Source organism: Edwardsiella sp. EA181011 (assembly GCF_000800725.1).
In the GTDB taxonomy this organism is placed as follows: domain Bacteria; phylum Pseudomonadota; class Gammaproteobacteria; order Enterobacterales; family Enterobacteriaceae; genus Edwardsiella; species Edwardsiella anguillarum.
The window spans coordinates 2,607,522-2,622,223 of the sequence record NZ_CP011364.1; the positions used below are offsets into that span (position 1 = coordinate 2,607,522).

At 55.2% G+C, this 14,702-nt stretch carries 15 protein-coding genes and 1 pseudogene; 11 read left to right on the forward strand and 5 right to left on the reverse strand.

The genetic code is table 11. The annotated features are described in order from the left end of the window. Positions 1 to 13: 13 nt before the first annotated feature. Together QY76_RS11440 and QY76_RS11445 are read left to right on the forward strand one after the other, a co-directional pair. Positions 14 to 373: a helix-turn-helix transcriptional regulator gene (locus QY76_RS11440; RefSeq protein WP_012848578.1), complete on the forward strand. Its 360-nt coding sequence runs from the start codon at positions 14 to 16 to the stop codon at positions 371 to 373. A 37-nt stretch (positions 374 to 410) separates the two neighbouring features. Next, positions 411 to 989, forward strand: coding sequence for a Slp family lipoprotein (locus QY76_RS11445; protein WP_181937468.1), 579 nt, complete (start codon positions 411 to 413; stop codon positions 987 to 989). A gap of 48 nt (positions 990 to 1,037) precedes the next feature. Here the strand turns inward: QY76_RS11445 and QY76_RS18765 are convergent, their stop codons facing one another. Further along, entirely contained in the window at positions 1,038 to 1,652 is a 615-nt protein-coding gene (locus QY76_RS18765; protein WP_144418110.1) for a hypothetical protein, read from the reverse strand. 150 nt (positions 1,653 to 1,802) lie between these two features. Here QY76_RS18765 and QY76_RS17995 point away from each other — a divergent pair. The 3 genes and pseudogenes from QY76_RS17995 to QY76_RS11465 all read left to right on the forward strand — a co-directional run. After that, positions 1,803 to 2,264 (forward strand): annotated as a pseudogene (locus tag QY76_RS17995) (helix-turn-helix domain-containing protein); the annotation flags it as partial. A 461-nt stretch (positions 2,265 to 2,725) separates the two neighbouring features. Further along, positions 2,726 to 3,037, forward strand: coding sequence for a helix-turn-helix transcriptional regulator (locus QY76_RS11460; protein WP_034163418.1), 312 nt, complete (start codon positions 2,726 to 2,728; stop codon positions 3,035 to 3,037). A gap of 53 nt (positions 3,038 to 3,090) precedes the next feature. Next, positions 3,091 to 4,020: a cation diffusion facilitator family transporter gene (locus QY76_RS11465; protein WP_034163419.1), complete on the forward strand. Its 930-nt coding sequence runs from the start codon at positions 3,091 to 3,093 to the stop codon at positions 4,018 to 4,020. Between the two features lie 141 nt (positions 4,021 to 4,161). On the opposite strand, the gene QY76_RS11470 is transcribed toward QY76_RS11465, so the two are convergent. Further along, complete coding sequence (locus QY76_RS11470) at positions 4,162 to 5,649, reverse strand: C69 family dipeptidase (protein ID WP_034163420.1); 1,488 nt, start codon at positions 5,647 to 5,649, stop codon at positions 4,162 to 4,164. Positions 5,650 to 5,907: 258 nt separating this feature from the next. Between QY76_RS11470 and QY76_RS11475 the strand changes: the two genes are divergently transcribed. The 3 genes from QY76_RS11475 (at position 5,908) to QY76_RS11480 (ending at position 9,379) form a co-directional block, all read left to right on the forward strand. Then, a complete protein-coding gene (locus QY76_RS11475; protein ID WP_034163421.1) occupies positions 5,908 to 6,333 on the forward strand; it encodes a universal stress protein in 426 nt (141 codons plus the stop codon). 86 nt (positions 6,334 to 6,419) lie between these two features. Beyond that, positions 6,420 to 7,412: a hypothetical protein gene (locus QY76_RS19320; protein WP_235439383.1), complete on the forward strand. Its 993-nt coding sequence runs from the start codon at positions 6,420 to 6,422 to the stop codon at positions 7,410 to 7,412. Beyond that, positions 7,412 to 9,379, forward strand: coding sequence for an HD domain-containing phosphohydrolase (locus QY76_RS11480; protein WP_235439384.1), 1,968 nt, complete (start codon positions 7,412 to 7,414; stop codon positions 9,377 to 9,379). Before QY76_RS19320 ends, QY76_RS11480 begins: the two co-directional genes overlap by 1 nt. Positions 9,380 to 9,425: 46 nt before the next feature. Here the strand turns inward: QY76_RS11480 and wzzB are convergent, their stop codons facing one another. Then, positions 9,426 to 10,379 (reverse strand): LPS O-antigen chain length determinant protein WzzB, encoded by a 954-nt coding sequence (gene wzzB / locus QY76_RS11485; RefSeq protein ID WP_034163423.1) that lies wholly within the window; start codon positions 10,377 to 10,379, stop codon positions 9,426 to 9,428. 266 nt (positions 10,380 to 10,645) lie between these two features. Here wzzB and ydfG point away from each other — a divergent pair, with 266 nt between their 5' ends. From ydfG to QY76_RS11500, 3 genes are all read left to right on the forward strand, one after another. After that, positions 10,646 to 11,395 carry a bifunctional NADP-dependent 3-hydroxy acid dehydrogenase/3-hydroxypropionate dehydrogenase YdfG gene (gene ydfG / locus QY76_RS11490; protein WP_034163424.1) on the forward strand — a complete coding sequence of 250 codons (750 nt, stop codon included), beginning with the start codon at positions 10,646 to 10,648 and terminating at the stop codon, positions 11,393 to 11,395. 136 nt (positions 11,396 to 11,531) lie between these two features. After that, positions 11,532 to 11,867, forward strand: coding sequence for a DUF1283 family protein (locus QY76_RS11495; protein ID WP_081854131.1), 336 nt, complete (start codon positions 11,532 to 11,534; stop codon positions 11,865 to 11,867). A 14-nt stretch (positions 11,868 to 11,881) separates the two neighbouring features. Further along, positions 11,882 to 12,154 carry a DUF1161 domain-containing protein gene (locus QY76_RS11500; RefSeq protein ID WP_034163426.1) on the forward strand — a complete coding sequence of 91 codons (273 nt, stop codon included), beginning with the start codon at positions 11,882 to 11,884 and terminating at the stop codon, positions 12,152 to 12,154. A gap of 28 nt (positions 12,155 to 12,182) precedes the next feature. Here the strand turns inward: QY76_RS11500 and QY76_RS11505 are convergent, their stop codons facing one another. Both QY76_RS11505 and QY76_RS19325 read right to left on the reverse strand, forming a co-directional pair. Further along, the gene (locus QY76_RS11505) at positions 12,183 to 13,664 is read right to left on the reverse strand and encodes an MDR family MFS transporter (protein ID WP_034163427.1); all 1,482 of its coding nucleotides are present in this window, start codon (positions 13,662 to 13,664) and stop codon (positions 12,183 to 12,185) included. A 139-nt stretch (positions 13,665 to 13,803) separates the two neighbouring features. Next, entirely contained in the window at positions 13,804 to 14,034 is a 231-nt protein-coding gene (locus QY76_RS19325; protein WP_235439385.1) for a CAT RNA binding domain-containing protein, read from the reverse strand. Positions 14,035 to 14,702 lie beyond the last annotated feature (668 nt).

Below are 14,702 nucleotides of genomic sequence, written 5' to 3' on the forward strand. Positions count from 1 at the left end.
AGGATATTGCACTATGGTTAGAGATAAGTTTATTTTAAAAAGTTTTTCAACCATTAAGCTCTGGATTGCCAGCCACGTTCATCTTGGAATTAAAAGCGCTGACGTGGTCGCGATTTCAGGTTATTCTCGCTCTTATTTTCTCCGCGAATTTGAGCTGGCGATGGGGATGACGCTGGCGAACTATATTCGTCTCGAACGCCTCAAGCGTTCGCTGCAGCAGTTAGAAGAGACGGACCTGCGCATTAAGGAGATTAGCCACGCACTTGGCTATCCCAGCCAAAGTACATTCTGTCAGATCTTCAAGAATCAGTATCGCGTCTCGCCGTCAGAGTATCGCCTACTGTGCCGCAGGACCTCTCGCCTGGCAAGCTAACCATCGCCTGCCCATAGCCACGCCGCAGAGAGTCATGATGAAGTGCCGACATTCACTATTCGCCGCTGCGCTCTGTGCACCGCTAATACTCAGCGGGTGCGCCGCCATTCCTGGCGATATACAGGGTAACAACAGCCCGATACTGCAAAAAGACTTTAACCAGATCCGCATGACGCCCAATCTCTACACGGGTCAGCAGGTTCGCCTGGGTGGGCGGGTCATCAACGTGATTAATCAGCCCAAACAGACGTTGCTGGAGATTGCCGTGCTGCCGTTAAACAGCGCTGCCAGACCGCAGCTAGATCAGCATTACCAAGGAAGGCTTATCGCCCGTAGCGATCGCTTCCTCGATCCAGTCAGCTACCGTCATCATCTGGTCACGGTATTGGGCACCCTAAGCGGTAGCGAGGTGGGTAAAATAGGCTCGTCACCTTACACCTTTGTCATGCTGAACATTCAGGGCATTCAACTCTGGCAGGTGAGCGAAACGCAGCCACCGGTGGCTGCCTGGGACTACGGCATTGGCCCCAACTGGCCGCTGAGCGGGCAAAACCATAAGGATCCAGGCTGGGGATGGTACCCGGTGCTGCAGCCGGAAACGGCCTCAGCGCACTAAAAACGCGCTGAGCTGTATCCGCTGCGTATAAATCATACGATGCGGCCGTCAAAACAACCGACGGCTGCATTTTTTATGCGCAAGCGCGGTGTCGCTAGAAAAAATCAGCAGGGTAACCCTGTTAATCGACGCGCAGATTTCACGTAGCGACGCCAACGCGCAGGGCGGCTGCATCGACCACTGCGCGACCGACAACGCGGGCACTGTCAGAACATTTATCTGATGCCTAGGAATATCGGCTGTGAACGGCGCATCATAAAATGCGGTGTTATGGAGCCGCCGGCAAATGCGTTGCGTAGCGAGGAAACCAGAGGGAAACCTTGAGCGGAACAATCGGCCGCGATAACGACGGGTGATCTCTGCGACGAGGCATGTTGCCGGGGGACGGGGATGACGAGAGACGTCACCACGATAACACGCTGCAGAATGCCATCTCATTCGTTGCGGACTCAGCGGAAAAGATGCGGCCGCAGCGATAGCAATGATACGGCGAAAGAAAGAGGCTGCGGCTGTCGTGATATGCGCCGCCGCAGCGATAACGATGTAAAAGGCTGGTCGGATCATTATGCGCGTCGGGAAGATTAACGCCGCAGGGGAGGTGTCAATATGGCGAGGCAACAACGGTACGTATTCGATGAGAACACTCCCCATTTCTCTGTTCATTCGCAATTTAACATAATATACATTATACGCACCAACATTGTAGAGGCTCAATGCTAATGTCTATTTGTGGCTCATTAGGAATGTCCAGGCTATAGTTTTCAAATCTGTATGTCTGGTCAACGACTCACTTTTCCTGATGAGGAGTTTTCTATGGCTATACATGACGCCGGGATGTTCACCGTGAAAGAAATCAACCGCCTCAAAATCCTTCAGGATGTCATTGAACGTAACCTGCGTCCTGGTCAGGCTGCGGACATGCTCGGCATCACACCACGCCATTGCAGCCGTTTGCTGAAGCGTTATCGCCAGTCCGGGCCGCTTGGTATGAACAACCAGAGTCGCGGTCGCACTGGCAACCGCCTGTTGCCAAAATCACTGACTGACCAGGCGCTGAGTATCATACGAGAACGCTACCGCGATTTTGGCCCCACGCTGGCCCGGGAAAAACTGGAGGAAGTTCACGGTCTGGTCCTGGGCAAGGAAACAATCAGACGCCTTATGATAAAAGCCGGACTCTGGATCCCCCGAAGACAACGCGCACCGAAAATTCATCAGCCCCGTTACCGGCGGCCATGTACTGGCGAGCTGATACAGATTGACGGCTGTGACCATCCCCGCGGTTCACCTTATACGCTCGCACTCATCGGCAATTGCGCGACGCCGATAAAATAAGTGCCGCGAGCCTGGCACTCGATGACCACGCTAACCCGGACTTCGCAATTCGCCCTCGCTGAGTGATGTAATGCGATACCTCAGACTATTTTATCGGCGTTATTTGCCATAGCGCTGGCGATACGCTCACTACGCGGTCAAATTGCCGTAAAATTCGCCATACCGCCTCGCTAAAAATGGTGTCGCTGCGTGAAATCTGGAATGGAAACAGGGATAAACCCCTGCTCATTTCGCCTAGCGCATCCTAAACTTTGAACAGAGAAGGTCAAAGAACAGTCTTAACGTACCATAATTTTCGATATCCAAATTGCCCCCTAAAACTCATCTCCTGATGATTCGTCGTATTGACAACGCTATCAACTAGAAATAACATATGAACACATATTCATGTGTTGGTATTAATGATGTTAACTATCGCAGAAGGCACCGTCGCTGAGCTGGCAGATATTTTCCGTCTCTTGGGGGATACCACCCGGCTACGCATTACGCTCTGCTGTCGAGCGCATCCGATTGCCGTCGGTGATATTGCCGCTTCGCTGGATATCAGCCCATCGCTGGTTAGCCACCATCTGCGCCTTCTCCGCGCCGCCCGGATAGTGACGGCCGATCGCCAGGGTAAACAGGTGTTCTACTTCGTGTCGGACTCACATATTTCCCGGATGGTGGCCAGCATGCTGGAGCATCTGGATGAGCCGCGCCTGGATCTCGACTGAGGACGAGCGGCCTCGCTCTCTTCTCTCTTTCGCCAATCCAGGAGCTTTATGCCATGAGTCAACCGCAGCACATGCCGTTTTCCCGGGGCCCCAGCGTGGATCAGAGCCGTGAGGCGGCCAGTAAACGCAGCACCTGGATCAGCGTGGTCGTCAATATCGCTCTGACGGTGTTTCAGATCGTCGCCGGCGTTTTCTCCGGCTCTCAGGGGCTGATCGCCGACGGTCTCCATTCGTTATCCGACTTGGCGGCGGACTTTGTCGTCCTCTGCGCCGTTCAGCGTAGTCAGCGGGCCCCGGATGTGCATCATCACTATGGACATCGGCGCTACGAAAATGCGGCCTCGTTGATCCTGGGAGGACTCCTGCTGGCCGTCGGTATTGGGATGATCGTTTCAGCCATCAATAAGCTCAGCGATCCGGCGGCCATCCCCCGCGTGCACTACGTCGCGCTAGGTGTGGCGGTTGTTGCACTGCTGGCGAAAGAGATACTCTTTCGCTACATGCTCGCCGTTGCCCACCGGGTTGGTTCTGGGATGCTGGTCGCCAACGCCTGGCATGCCCGTTCGGACGCGGCCTCATCGTTGGTTGTCGCCATCGGGATCGCTGGAAATCTGCTGGGGTTCGGATTACTCGATCCCATCGCTGCGCTGATCGTCGGGGTAATCGTGAGCCGTATGGGGTGGCGCTTTAGCGCGGATGCGCTGCATGATTTAACCGATCGGGCCGCCGACGCGGAGCAGAACGATGCCATCCGACGGGCCATTTTATCTACCCCCGGGGTCATCGGACTGCATGCGCTGAAAACCCGCAAAAGCGGCGATCTGATCCTGGTCGATGTCCATCTGGAAATCGATGGCCGGATTAGCATCACCGCAGGACATCATATCGCCAGCGAGGCGGAGCGCAGGGTTATGGCAGAACATCCGGTACTGTGTCTGATGACGCACGTCGACCCTGTCGTCTGCGTAAACGCCAACGGCTAAGATGAGTGACACAACGAAAAGCCCCTCTCTTCCATTACAGCCATCGAGGATCTGCCCTGATGGCAGCGCCGCAGCAGACAATACGTGACAATGTCACTATTTGACTCACGTTTAGCGGCGCACCGGCGAGATAGCGCCTATCTAGGCGCCGGCGAACAGGTATTTCGCGTTAACATCCTGCGCCAGCTGGGTAAACAGCTGGTTGGTTAGCGTCTGCGTCGTCTCTAGCGCCTCCGCAAACACCTGCTCACCGAAGCGTTGAAGCAGACGGTCAGCCTCAGCTATATCCTCTTGATAAATTTTGATATATTCAGACTCCATCGCCTGCTGCAGATCGCTAAAGCGTGATTCCAACCGTTGATACGCCTGCTGAACGCTCGGCGCATAGCGATAGTAGTTCACCATAATCAGCGTCTGCAGCTTGCGAAACTGCCACTGCGCCGAGAATGTATCGGCCTCCCCGGCGGTAACCTCGCCATAGGCGGCCGGCACATCGCCCCCGGCGTTGGGATAAAACGGAATATAGAGCGAGATACTGGGCATACCGTAGGATAGATATATCACATCGCTCAGCGCGCGCGGCAAACCGCTGCGCGATTGCAGGATATGGGACTGTTGGGTGCGGAACAGGGAGATCGGCCGCCAGGTATAGTCCGGCGTATCCGCATAGGGCTGTCTCCCCAGATTATCGTATGTGTTGCGCAGCCCTCGCTTAACCGACTCCACATCCAGCGCATCGCTGGGCGCTTCGAAGACCGCAAACCGTTGCGGCTGCTGCAGCGTTCTGTCCGGATCGGGGCGATATAACTGCTGCAGGGCATACACCCGCGGGTAGTTGTAATAGCCGTCGAGGCGATCGTCATGACGCGTATAGGCCCGCTCAAAATTGAATGGACCATCGCGCTGGGGATCATACAGCCCATGCTGAAGGGCAAAGTCGATCAGCGAGGCCGACGCCATATAGCCGTCACGGTCGTCGGGATCATAGTCGCGCAGGCGTCCCTGGTTGCCGGTAACAAAATAGCAGTGCGGCGCCAGTTTAGCGGCCAGCCACTGGTGCGCACTGCCGGTCTCCAGATACCAAATCTCATTCTGATCGATAAAGGCAACGCCAAACCCTTCGCCGGCGCCCTGCTCTTCGATCATTTTTCCCAGGCGAGACACTCCTTCCCGTGCGGAGTCGATATAGGGCAGAACAATATCGACAATGCTGTCCTCGGTGATCCCACTCTCGCTCAGATAAGGATCGTGTAACAGAGCCTGTTCACTGGCAAAAATCGTCTCGGTGGCGCTCATTCCGACGCCGCGCTGATTAAATCCGGCGGCGCCCCAGGTCATCTGCGCCGCCGTTTTTCCGGGCTTACCGTTGGCAAATGCGCTATAGCCCTGCGCCGTTTCGGGTAGCGGCCAGCTAAAGGCATTTTCATTGGCGTGGAACAGTCCGCGCTGATTCGCCTGCGGCGGATGCTTGAGCAGCACCTTCGACAGCAGCGGATCGTGATCCTCGGTGCGGGCAATAATACGTGAACCGTCGCGGGTCGCCGCCGCGCCAATGAGGATCGTGGTACACGAATCCTGGCTTAGCGGAACGGCCGATGGGGAAGCAGCAGAGACAGAAGAGAGCTTCATTGTTCAACTCCTCGTAACCTGAGGGAAATGGCGTCAGCAACGACGCATGACGTTGCAATTATCAGCTTCAGCATACGCCATATATTGCCATGGCGCATTTAGGCGCCGGCAATAATGTCTCTAGCCCCCCACCGCTTATCCGCCTGCGCAGGAACCAATCGTTATGACTATTTTCCATACATTAAACAGTTATTTTTTGTTACCGGATCGCGAGTAATACGGCTAAATTTAACAATAGGGCCAATAGGAGAAACAATTATGTACAGAAATATTTTGGTACTACTTGACCTTAAAACCGGATCCCAAGAGGACATTCAGCTATTGAGCAAGGGCGTTCAGCTGGGCGGATGCCTGCAGGCAACGCTGCATCCGGTGCATGTCGTGCTTGATATCGATCCGGGTGACGACGGCGGAAACTCACCCTACTTTTCTCAGTTGGAAGATCAGGCCACCGCACTGCAGCAAACCGTTGGCGCCGCATGTCCAGAAATTACCATTATGATCAGCAATGATTTTTCTGCATCCCTGGAAGACTTTATTCAGCAGCAGCAAATCGATTTGGTGATTTTGGGGCATCACAACAGCGCGTTTGCCCAGAAGTTTGTCTCCTTTCTTTCCGTGGCTAAGAACACCATTGACGCCATTAACATTGATACGCTGATCGTGCCGTTAAAAGGTAACTGAGTCAGCTAATCCAGATAGGCCCGGCATCTTTACCGCCGGGTGCTATCCTTAAGTTAACTGAATCTTGACCCGTTGCCTGGATCACCATGAAGCCTCCGCGCGCGATTCCCTTTTATTTGCATATTGCCTACCTGTTTGTCGGGCTGCTACTGGTCTTCTCTTGCCTGATCCTCTGGTATCAATATCACGCCAGCACCCGCCTGCTCCTGAGGACGACGTACAATCATTATCGCAGCGTCGTCAGTGAAACCGCTAATGAAATGGAACAGGCCTACCACAGCGGCTCGCTGCTGGTCGAGCTGCTGGCCAACCAGCGCAACGAGATGGCGACGCAGCCATTGGCAGATCGCCTGCAGCATCTGCCGTTCTATGTCACCGCATTACGCAATAGCCCCAAATTAGCTGCGCTCTATACCGGCTATGATAACGGTACGTTTTTTCTAGTCCGTCGCTATATTCCGTCGGCCGAAATGATCCGTCAGTTCGATCCGCCGGCGGGAACCGCCTGGATGGTGCAGAGCCAAACGCTGAGCGGTGATGGTAACATAGCAGGAAACTATCTGTTTTATAATGATAATTTAACCCTCCTGGAGCAGCGCGGCGTTGCCGCCTACCGTTTTGATCCGCGCACGCGCAACTGGTATCAGATGGCCACCGACCCGGGCACGCTGCACGGTACCCCGCCATACCGCTTTGCCAGCGGTGGCCTGCTGGGGATCACGCTCTCAGCACGCATGCTCAAGGCCCCCGGCGTCGCGGGAAGCGATATTCAGATTAATGGGTTAGATGCCATGCTGCAGGCGGCCCGCATTACGCCCAACAGCCACCTGGTTCTCCTTAACGCACAGGGACAGATCCTCGCCAGCGATCTGGGCCTGCCGGGGCTACTGACCAACGGCCAGGGCATTGCCCACCTGCCTACGTTGGCCGATACTGACAACCCGCAGCTGCTCCCGCTGGCCCAGCTTAGCCGGATGCCGCCCTTACAGCCCGTCTCGCTGGATCTTGCCAACGGTGAACGCTGGGAGGGGATGCTCTTTACCTTTAAGGTGCTGGGGGAGAGACGCTACGCCTGCTGATGGCCTCGCCCACGGCGGAGCTGATGGCCAGCGCCCGGCAGGACGTCGGCCGAATGCTGCGGATCTCGCTGCTGATCCTGGGGCTGGGGCTGGGGCTGATCGGTGCGATATGGCTGGCGCACCGCGCATCCAAGCCGTTGAATCAGCTGGTTGATGAAGTTAAGAAAATCGAAGAGTTCCGTTTTGATGAGCCGGTCAATGTCCAGAGTAACATCGTTGAAATTTACCGACTGGCAAAAGCGTTCGGAAAAATGAAAGAGAGCATCGACCACTTTATGGCGATCTCTCAGGCATTGGTCGGTGAGCGTCACCAGCCCGTACTGCTGGCGCGGATCCTTGGTGAAATGACCAGCCAGACCCATGCGATGGGAGGATTAATCCTGCTATCCCAACAGGGAGGGCTGCACCCGGTTCAGTCACGCTGGCTGGATACGACCACGACAATCGATAAACGTCATACCTGGGTTTCTACCGCCGGGATGAGTCTGCTCCAACGGATGCAGCAGCAGCAGCTCATCCGGCGTACCATTGATCCGCCGACGCTGGCGGCGGCCTTCCCGGCTTTCCCACCGGTGATCCGACCGCTGACCCTCCTGCTGCTTCCCCTGAGAAATGCCGATCAAGAACTCCTGGGGCAGCTGATCCTGTTCATCGATCATCAGCACTTTCCCGTTTCATCGCGCATGCTGGCCTTCGCCCAGGCGCTGGCCGGAACGGCCGCCGTCGCGCTGAATACCCAGCGTCTGCTGGATGAGCAAAAGCGTCTGCTGGAGGATTTTATTCGGATCATCGCCGGCGCCATCGATGCGAAAAGCCCACATACCGGCGAGCATTGCCAGCGGGTGCCCGTGCTGGCCAAGCTGCTGGCGCAGGCGGCCTGTGACCAAAAACAGGGGCCCTTTGCTGACTTCTCCCTCTCTGACGACGAGTGGGAGGCGCTGCGCATTGCCGCTTGGCTACACGACTGCGGCAAGGTGACGACGCCGGACTTCGTGATGGAAAAGGCCACCAAGCTGGAGACCCTGTATGACCGTATTCATGAGGTCCGTATGCGCTTTGAGCTGCTAAAGCGGGATGCTGACGTCGCCTACTGGCAAGGCATGGCGGAAGGCGACGATCCGACGATGCTGGCGCACGTGCGCGATACGCTAAAATCACAGCTGGATGAGGAGTTTGCCTTTGTCGCCATCTGTAATCGCGGCAGCGAATCCCTGTCACCGGACGCGATTGAGCGCCTGCGTACCATCGCCCTGCGAACCTGGACCCGCACCCTTTCCGATAGAATCGGCCTCTCCGCCGATGAGATGCAGCGCAGACAGGCGACGCCAGAGTCGCCGCTGCCGGTGAATGAACTGCTGCTGGCCGACAGAGCGGAGCATCTCCTGCCGCGCCACGGCAACGAGCCGCTTGAGGCCTATCGCCAGCAGGGATTTACCATGGATATACCGCAGTATCAGTATCATCGCGGTGAGCTGCATAATCTGACGATCGCGCACGGAACCTTAACTCACGAGGAGCGCTTTAAGATCAATGAACACATTATTCAGACGATCCTCATGCTGAATCAGCTTAGCTTTCCTCGCCACCTGCAGCAGGTTCCCGATATTGCCGGCAGCCATCACGAACATATCGACGGCTCCGGCTACCCCCGAGGGCTGATCCGCAGCCAGATGTCGATACAGGCCTGTATTATGGCCGTTGCCGATATTTTTGAGGCGCTAACCGCCAGCGATCGCCCCTATAAGCCGGCCAAGACGCTATCGCAGACGCTCGCGATCATGGGTGAGATGTGCCGTAGGGAGCACATTGATGTCGATGTATTTTGCCTGTTTCTACAAAGCGGTGTCTACCTGAACTACGCTAAGCGCTATCTGCGCCCAGAGCAAATGGATCGGGTAGACATTACTATGCTGATAAATAATTGCCGGGGGAAACCGGAACGGGGAACGGAGGCTTCATCGGTATAAAGAAAAAAGGCATGCCAAGCGATGCACATGCCTTTATGAATAGCTCTTACTTGTTAGCGCTGCGCAGTGCGTTTCTCAGCAAAATATATCCACAGCTTAAAATTACGCCAAGCAATAAGGATAAAACCAAAATCAAAGCGCGCTTTTGCCCGACTTTATCCACGGAGATATTTGTCGCATTAAATATGGATAGGTTGTCGCCAGTTAGCTTAAAACCATTAATCGAAGCGAACATCTCCTGCATATCAAAATAACTGGCATTAAACTTAAGCGGCAAGTTTTTTTCATGCTCAATCATTGTATTTAAGATTGGGACACCAAGCATAAATAGCATGTCGTCAGATATTTCTCCGGATACAGGGTTAAGCTTGGTCTGTTGAATATTCATCTGATGCGCTAACTGCAACGCATTTTTCAACACGCTAACACGGTAGTCTCGCTGGGCCTTGGCGCTATTCTCCTGAGCTTGCATCTGTATTTTCAGGCTATTAGCTCGTTCACGCAGCGAGCTGTACATCGACGCATCCAGCTGCTTACGAGTCTCATCACGCAGCGACATTAAGGCCGATTGCAAATTCTCCTTTGCCGATGCCGGATCGTTTGCCGTTGAGGAGATAATATATGTATCGGCGGTGGCGCCGGGGCGAATGCTGATGTTGATACCTGAGAGAATTTGGGCACTGGCCGTGGCGACAAAGGTATTAAATACATTGCTGGTTGTTTTTTCACCATCGATGGCAGGAGTGTTATCCCCCTCATTCATCGGCCAGGCCTGGCTCAACATGACCCCCGCGGGATAATTTGCCAACTGGTTAAGATAAGGCTTCGAAAGCGTTGACTCCGCCGTCCATTTTGGCGTAGCTAACATGATATAAATGCCTGCGATAGCGAGAAACACGATTGAAACACAAAAAACAATCACTTTCCCTTGCCATAGCTGCCTAATGATATCAAGCAGATCGATCTCATCATTGACATGGTTTACTGGTTTTTCATGCATCTTGCATAGTCCTTAATATGTCGCATGTTTATACGTAGTAACGTAAATCCCTGCTAAGAATATCTCGATTTTAATAAGACAGATAGTATATTACGAATAAAAACCATAGAATCTTAAAATATGAACTGTATCGAATTATTATCATGATTACATATTAGGATAATTCTGGCATTCTGATAGGCAGTGTTCCAATAGGGTGCGTAACGCCGACGGTTGTGAAACGTTGTAAAGGCGCGCCGAATTTATCCACACGCGAGGGAGTGAGTATGAACGTTTTCATTACCGGTGCTAGCGCCGGGTTTGGCGCTGCAATCGCCCGTAAGTTTATCCGTCATGGCCATCACGTCATCGCCGCCGGACGGCGCCTAGAACGGCTGGAGGCGCTGCGGGATGAGCTGGGCGACGCGCTAACGGTCGTTCAGCTGGATGTCCGTAATCGGGCCGCGATCCAGGATGCGATCGCGCACCTGACGCCGGCGCAGCGCACCGTCGATCTGCTGGTCAATAACGCCGGTCTCGCTCTGGGGCTGGAGCCCGCCCATCGGGCGGATATCGATGACTGGGAAACCATGATCGACACCAACGTCAAAGGCGTAGTGAACATGACCCGTGCCCTGCTGCCTGAAATGGTCGCCCGCAACGCGGGTCATATCATCAATATCGGTTCAACGGCGGGCAGCTGGCCCTACGCCGGCGGCAATGTCTATGGCGCAACCAAGGCCTTTGTCCGCCAGTTCAGTCTTGGTCTGCGGGCCGATCTGCACGGAACCCGAATCCGGGTGAGCGACATTGAGCCCGGTCTGGTTGGCGGTACCGAATTCTCCAGCGTCCGCTTTAAAGGCGACGAGCAGCGCGTCACCCGTACCTATCAAGACGCGCACGCTCTAACCGCCGACGATATCGCCGAGGCGGTGTTCTGGGTGGCCACGCTGCCCCCTCACGTCAACATCAATACGATGGAGATGATGCCAGTCTCCCAGTCGTTCTCACCTCTGGCGATCTATCGCGGCGAATAGGCATTCGCCGATTACGGCTATGGCGTCATAGAGAAAATCATGGCAGATTGAATCAATGACGCTCTGCGCGGTCTGAAGAGTGCATTTCGCTGAGGACAACACTGTGAAGATAGAGAAACGACATCGACTCGCCCGTTTGATTCCCCTGCTGCTACTGCTCGGCGGCGTCGGTTGGCACAGCGCCGCGCAGGCCGCCAGCTGCGAGGCCGGTAGCACCTGCGTCTTTGGCTCCAGCGGTGGACAAGACAACTCGCTGACCAAAGAACAGGCGCGTGAACAGCGGGAGCAATGGGATCAAACCCGCCCGTTGCGTAACAAGGTCAACAGCCACGTTGAGAAAGAGTTTGATAAGGCCGATCGGGCCATCGAGCAGCGAGAGCGCTGTGAGCGCAGTCTGAACGTCAACGCCTACTGGGAGCCAGAGACGCGCCGCTGCCTGGATCGCCAGAGCGGGCGTCCGTTAACCCCCTAACTGACAGGTATCCTATGCATAAACCTATCTTATTGTCCGCCCTGCTCCTGGCGCCGTTGTTCTCTTATGCCGCCGCCTCCTCCTGCGAAAGCATTCGGGATGAGATTAGCCAGAAGATCGTGGCCAACGGTGTCCCCCAGGAGGCCTTTACGCTAGAGATCGTCCCCAACGATCAGGTACAGCAGGCAGGCGGTCAAGTTGTGGGTCACTGCGGTAACGACACTCAGAAAATTGTCTATATCCGTACCGACGGCGCCGAGCCAGGCGCCCATGTGAATCCACGCTAAACGCCCAGGCCGCCGTCGGCGGCCTGGACTACTTATTATCCCCGATCTCTTCAATCCGCTCGCGCAGCCCCGCCCCCGCCGGGATCAGCCATGCCGCCAACAGGGCCAGCCACGCCAATAGCGCCGCCGCAATAAACACCGCATGCAGCGACGCCGCGACCGGCGCCAACAGCGCGCCGACCTCCTCTGCCGCCGGCTGAGTACGCAGGGTCATCAGCCGCTGTACCGGATCGCTCACCTGCGGTAGGCGCCAGGCCAGATTCAGGTTGAGCGTCGCACCAAGCACGGCGGTGCCCAGCGCAGAGCCCAGCATACGGGTAAACACCGTGCAGGCCGTCGCAATACCGCGCATGGAATGCGGCGCGCTGTTCTGGACGGAGACCAGGAAGGTGGTATTGGTCATTCCCATCGCCGCGCCGATGATAAAGGCCGAAACTCGCCCCCACCACAGGCTCCCCTGTGGAGTCTGCCACAGCAGACACAGGCTTCCCGCGATCAGCAACAGGGCGCCCAGCAACGCCGTGGTCCGGTATGACGTATGGGCCATCAGCCGGCCGCTGAGCGTGCTCGCGATAGGCCAGCCTATCGACATGAGGGCCAGCGTCGTACCGGCCTCCAGGGCCGAATATCCCATGACGCCCTGCACATAGGTGGGTAAAAATGCGGCGACGCCCATCATGGCGGCCCCCACGACCAGCCCGCCGATGTTGCCGGCCACCATAATGCGCTGGCGCCAGAGTACGGCCGGAAACAGGGGCTCTGTCGCGCGCAGCTCCTGACGCCACAGTAAAAAACCACTCAGCACGGCGATGGCCAGCAGCAGCAGCACCCACCACCCCAGCCACTCGGCCTGAAGCAGTGACAGCAACAGCGCGCTGATGCCGATGGCGAGCCAGGCGGTTCCGGCCAGATCCAGCGCATGGCGCCGCGGATGTCGCTGTTCGGGAAAATAACGCCATAGCAGATACATCGCGCAGCAGCCAATGGGCAAATTGATCCAAAAGACCAGGGACCAGTGGAAATGCTGGACGATAAATGCCCCCATCAACGGCCCGACGATCGCCGATACGCCCCAGACGCTGGAGAGATAGCCCTGAATGCGGGGACGCTCAAGGGGGCCATAGACATCGGCAATAATGGTGACCGCGATCGGTGTAATCGCGCCAGCGCCAGCCCCCTGCAGCGCGCGGAACGCGATCAGCCACAGCATGCTGTGGGCAAAGCCGCAGAGCACAGAGCCCAAAAGGAACAGCGAGGCGCCGATATAAAACATCCGCTTGCGGCCATGCAGATCCGCTAACCGCCCATAGATAGGAATAGAGATCGCCTGCGTCAGCAAATAGGCGGCAAACACCCATCCCAGCAGGGAGAAACCGCCCAAATCGGCAATGATGGTTGGCATGGCGGTAGAGACAATCGTTACCTCAATCGCCGCCATGAAGGTGGCAAGCATGCAGGCTGCCAAGACCAGTACCCGCTTCGGGCTTATCGATGTCGTATCCGTACTCATAGGGCCTATGTCGTCGAAAATCCTGCGGCTATACTAGCATGGAGAGATAAGGCGATTCCTACTTACTTTCCTTTCCTACGTCTTTCCGCAGCGTTCCCGTAAAAGTTCATTGTGAATAACAGCCCCTCGGCGATGTCGCTCAATGGCGCAATAGCAGTACTCCGCCAATGCGCTGGCGAGCCCGACCTGCGCCAGTATAAGCCGATAAAATAATGCGCTCGCAGGTGGCTATAGCATCCAGGGGAAGGTGTAGAATCATGTCATGAGATCGACAGTTTAATCTATTACATTGAAGTGTAAATATTTTCTCTATTCTACCCTCATCCAGGATATCCCCTACGCACTGATGAAAAGCAAGGCCTCGCCCCAATCACCAGCTCGCGTTGCCGGCTATCCAACGCCAGTATCACATTATTATTCAGGATGTTGGCAATATGCGCATCATCCCCCCGAGCGCTCTCCCGCCGCTGTCGATAGGTCGGCCGCAGCGACAAAACAAAAAAAATCTGACCTTTGACATCATCGCCAACGATCAGGTTTTGCCTGCAGGTGCCGTAACAATCCAGTGTTTTAATACTGTAATTGCACCCATAACAACTTCCACTATCTTAATAAAAAGTGTGAGGCTGATTGGTAATTTGTCTCTATGTTAGCGTCTATTTAATATCTCCCCAACAATTCATAAATTAAATAAATTCATGCATTTCAAAACTGATGCGCTATTGTTGGCGATCACCATGCAGACCTATATCAACGGCGAACATCATAATGCAATTAAGTACGGTGAAAAGGAATTCATTATCGGCGTAATCTCTTTATCCAACTAATGCCATAATAAGTCGGCGTTTACTGACGATGCGATCACCGCGGCGTCAGCGCCGGGGTCTATCGCCACACCGCCGTCCAGACGACGGCGGTTGCGCGCTGGGTAAAGATCATCTGTCAGGAAAAGATAATATTGCCATGTAATATACAAACTTATCGCCGAATCTTGCCTGAAAGGCAGTATATGCATCTAAAAAAACATCATTAATTGTC

Excerpts from the sequence above, each read along its gene's own strand:
- QY76_RS11470 (WP_034163420.1), bottom strand. The coding sequence starts at position 5,649 with ATGAAGCTCTCTTCTGTCTCTGCTGCTTCCCCATCGGCCGTTCCGCTA.
- QY76_RS19320 (WP_235439383.1), top strand. The coding sequence starts at position 6,420 with ATGAAGCCTCCGCGCGCGATTCCCTTTTATTTGCATATTGCCTACCTG.
- QY76_RS11440 (WP_012848578.1), top strand. The coding sequence starts at position 14 with ATGGTTAGAGATAAGTTTATTTTAAAAAGTTTTTCAACCATTAAGCTC.
- QY76_RS11500 (WP_034163426.1), top strand. The coding sequence starts at position 11,882 with ATGCATAAACCTATCTTATTGTCCGCCCTGCTCCTGGCGCCGTTGTTC.
- QY76_RS18765 (WP_144418110.1), bottom strand. The coding sequence starts at position 1,652 with ATGAACAGAGAAATGGGGAGTGTTCTCATCGAATACGTACCGTTGTTG.
- QY76_RS11475 (WP_034163421.1), top strand. The coding sequence starts at position 5,908 with ATGTACAGAAATATTTTGGTACTACTTGACCTTAAAACCGGATCCCAA.
- QY76_RS11505 (WP_034163427.1), bottom strand. The coding sequence starts at position 13,664 with ATGAGTACGGATACGACATCGATAAGCCCGAAGCGGGTACTGGTCTTG.
- QY76_RS11465 (WP_034163419.1), top strand. The coding sequence starts at position 3,091 with ATGAGTCAACCGCAGCACATGCCGTTTTCCCGGGGCCCCAGCGTGGAT.
- QY76_RS11445 (WP_181937468.1), top strand. The coding sequence starts at position 411 with ATGAAGTGCCGACATTCACTATTCGCCGCTGCGCTCTGTGCACCGCTA.
- QY76_RS11480 (WP_235439384.1), top strand. The coding sequence starts at position 7,412 with ATGGCCTCGCCCACGGCGGAGCTGATGGCCAGCGCCCGGCAGGACGTC.
- ydfG (WP_034163424.1), top strand. The coding sequence starts at position 10,646 with ATGAACGTTTTCATTACCGGTGCTAGCGCCGGGTTTGGCGCTGCAATC.
- wzzB (WP_034163423.1), bottom strand. The coding sequence starts at position 10,379 with ATGCATGAAAAACCAGTAAACCATGTCAATGATGAGATCGATCTGCTT.
- QY76_RS11460 (WP_034163418.1), top strand. The coding sequence starts at position 2,726 with ATGATGTTAACTATCGCAGAAGGCACCGTCGCTGAGCTGGCAGATATT.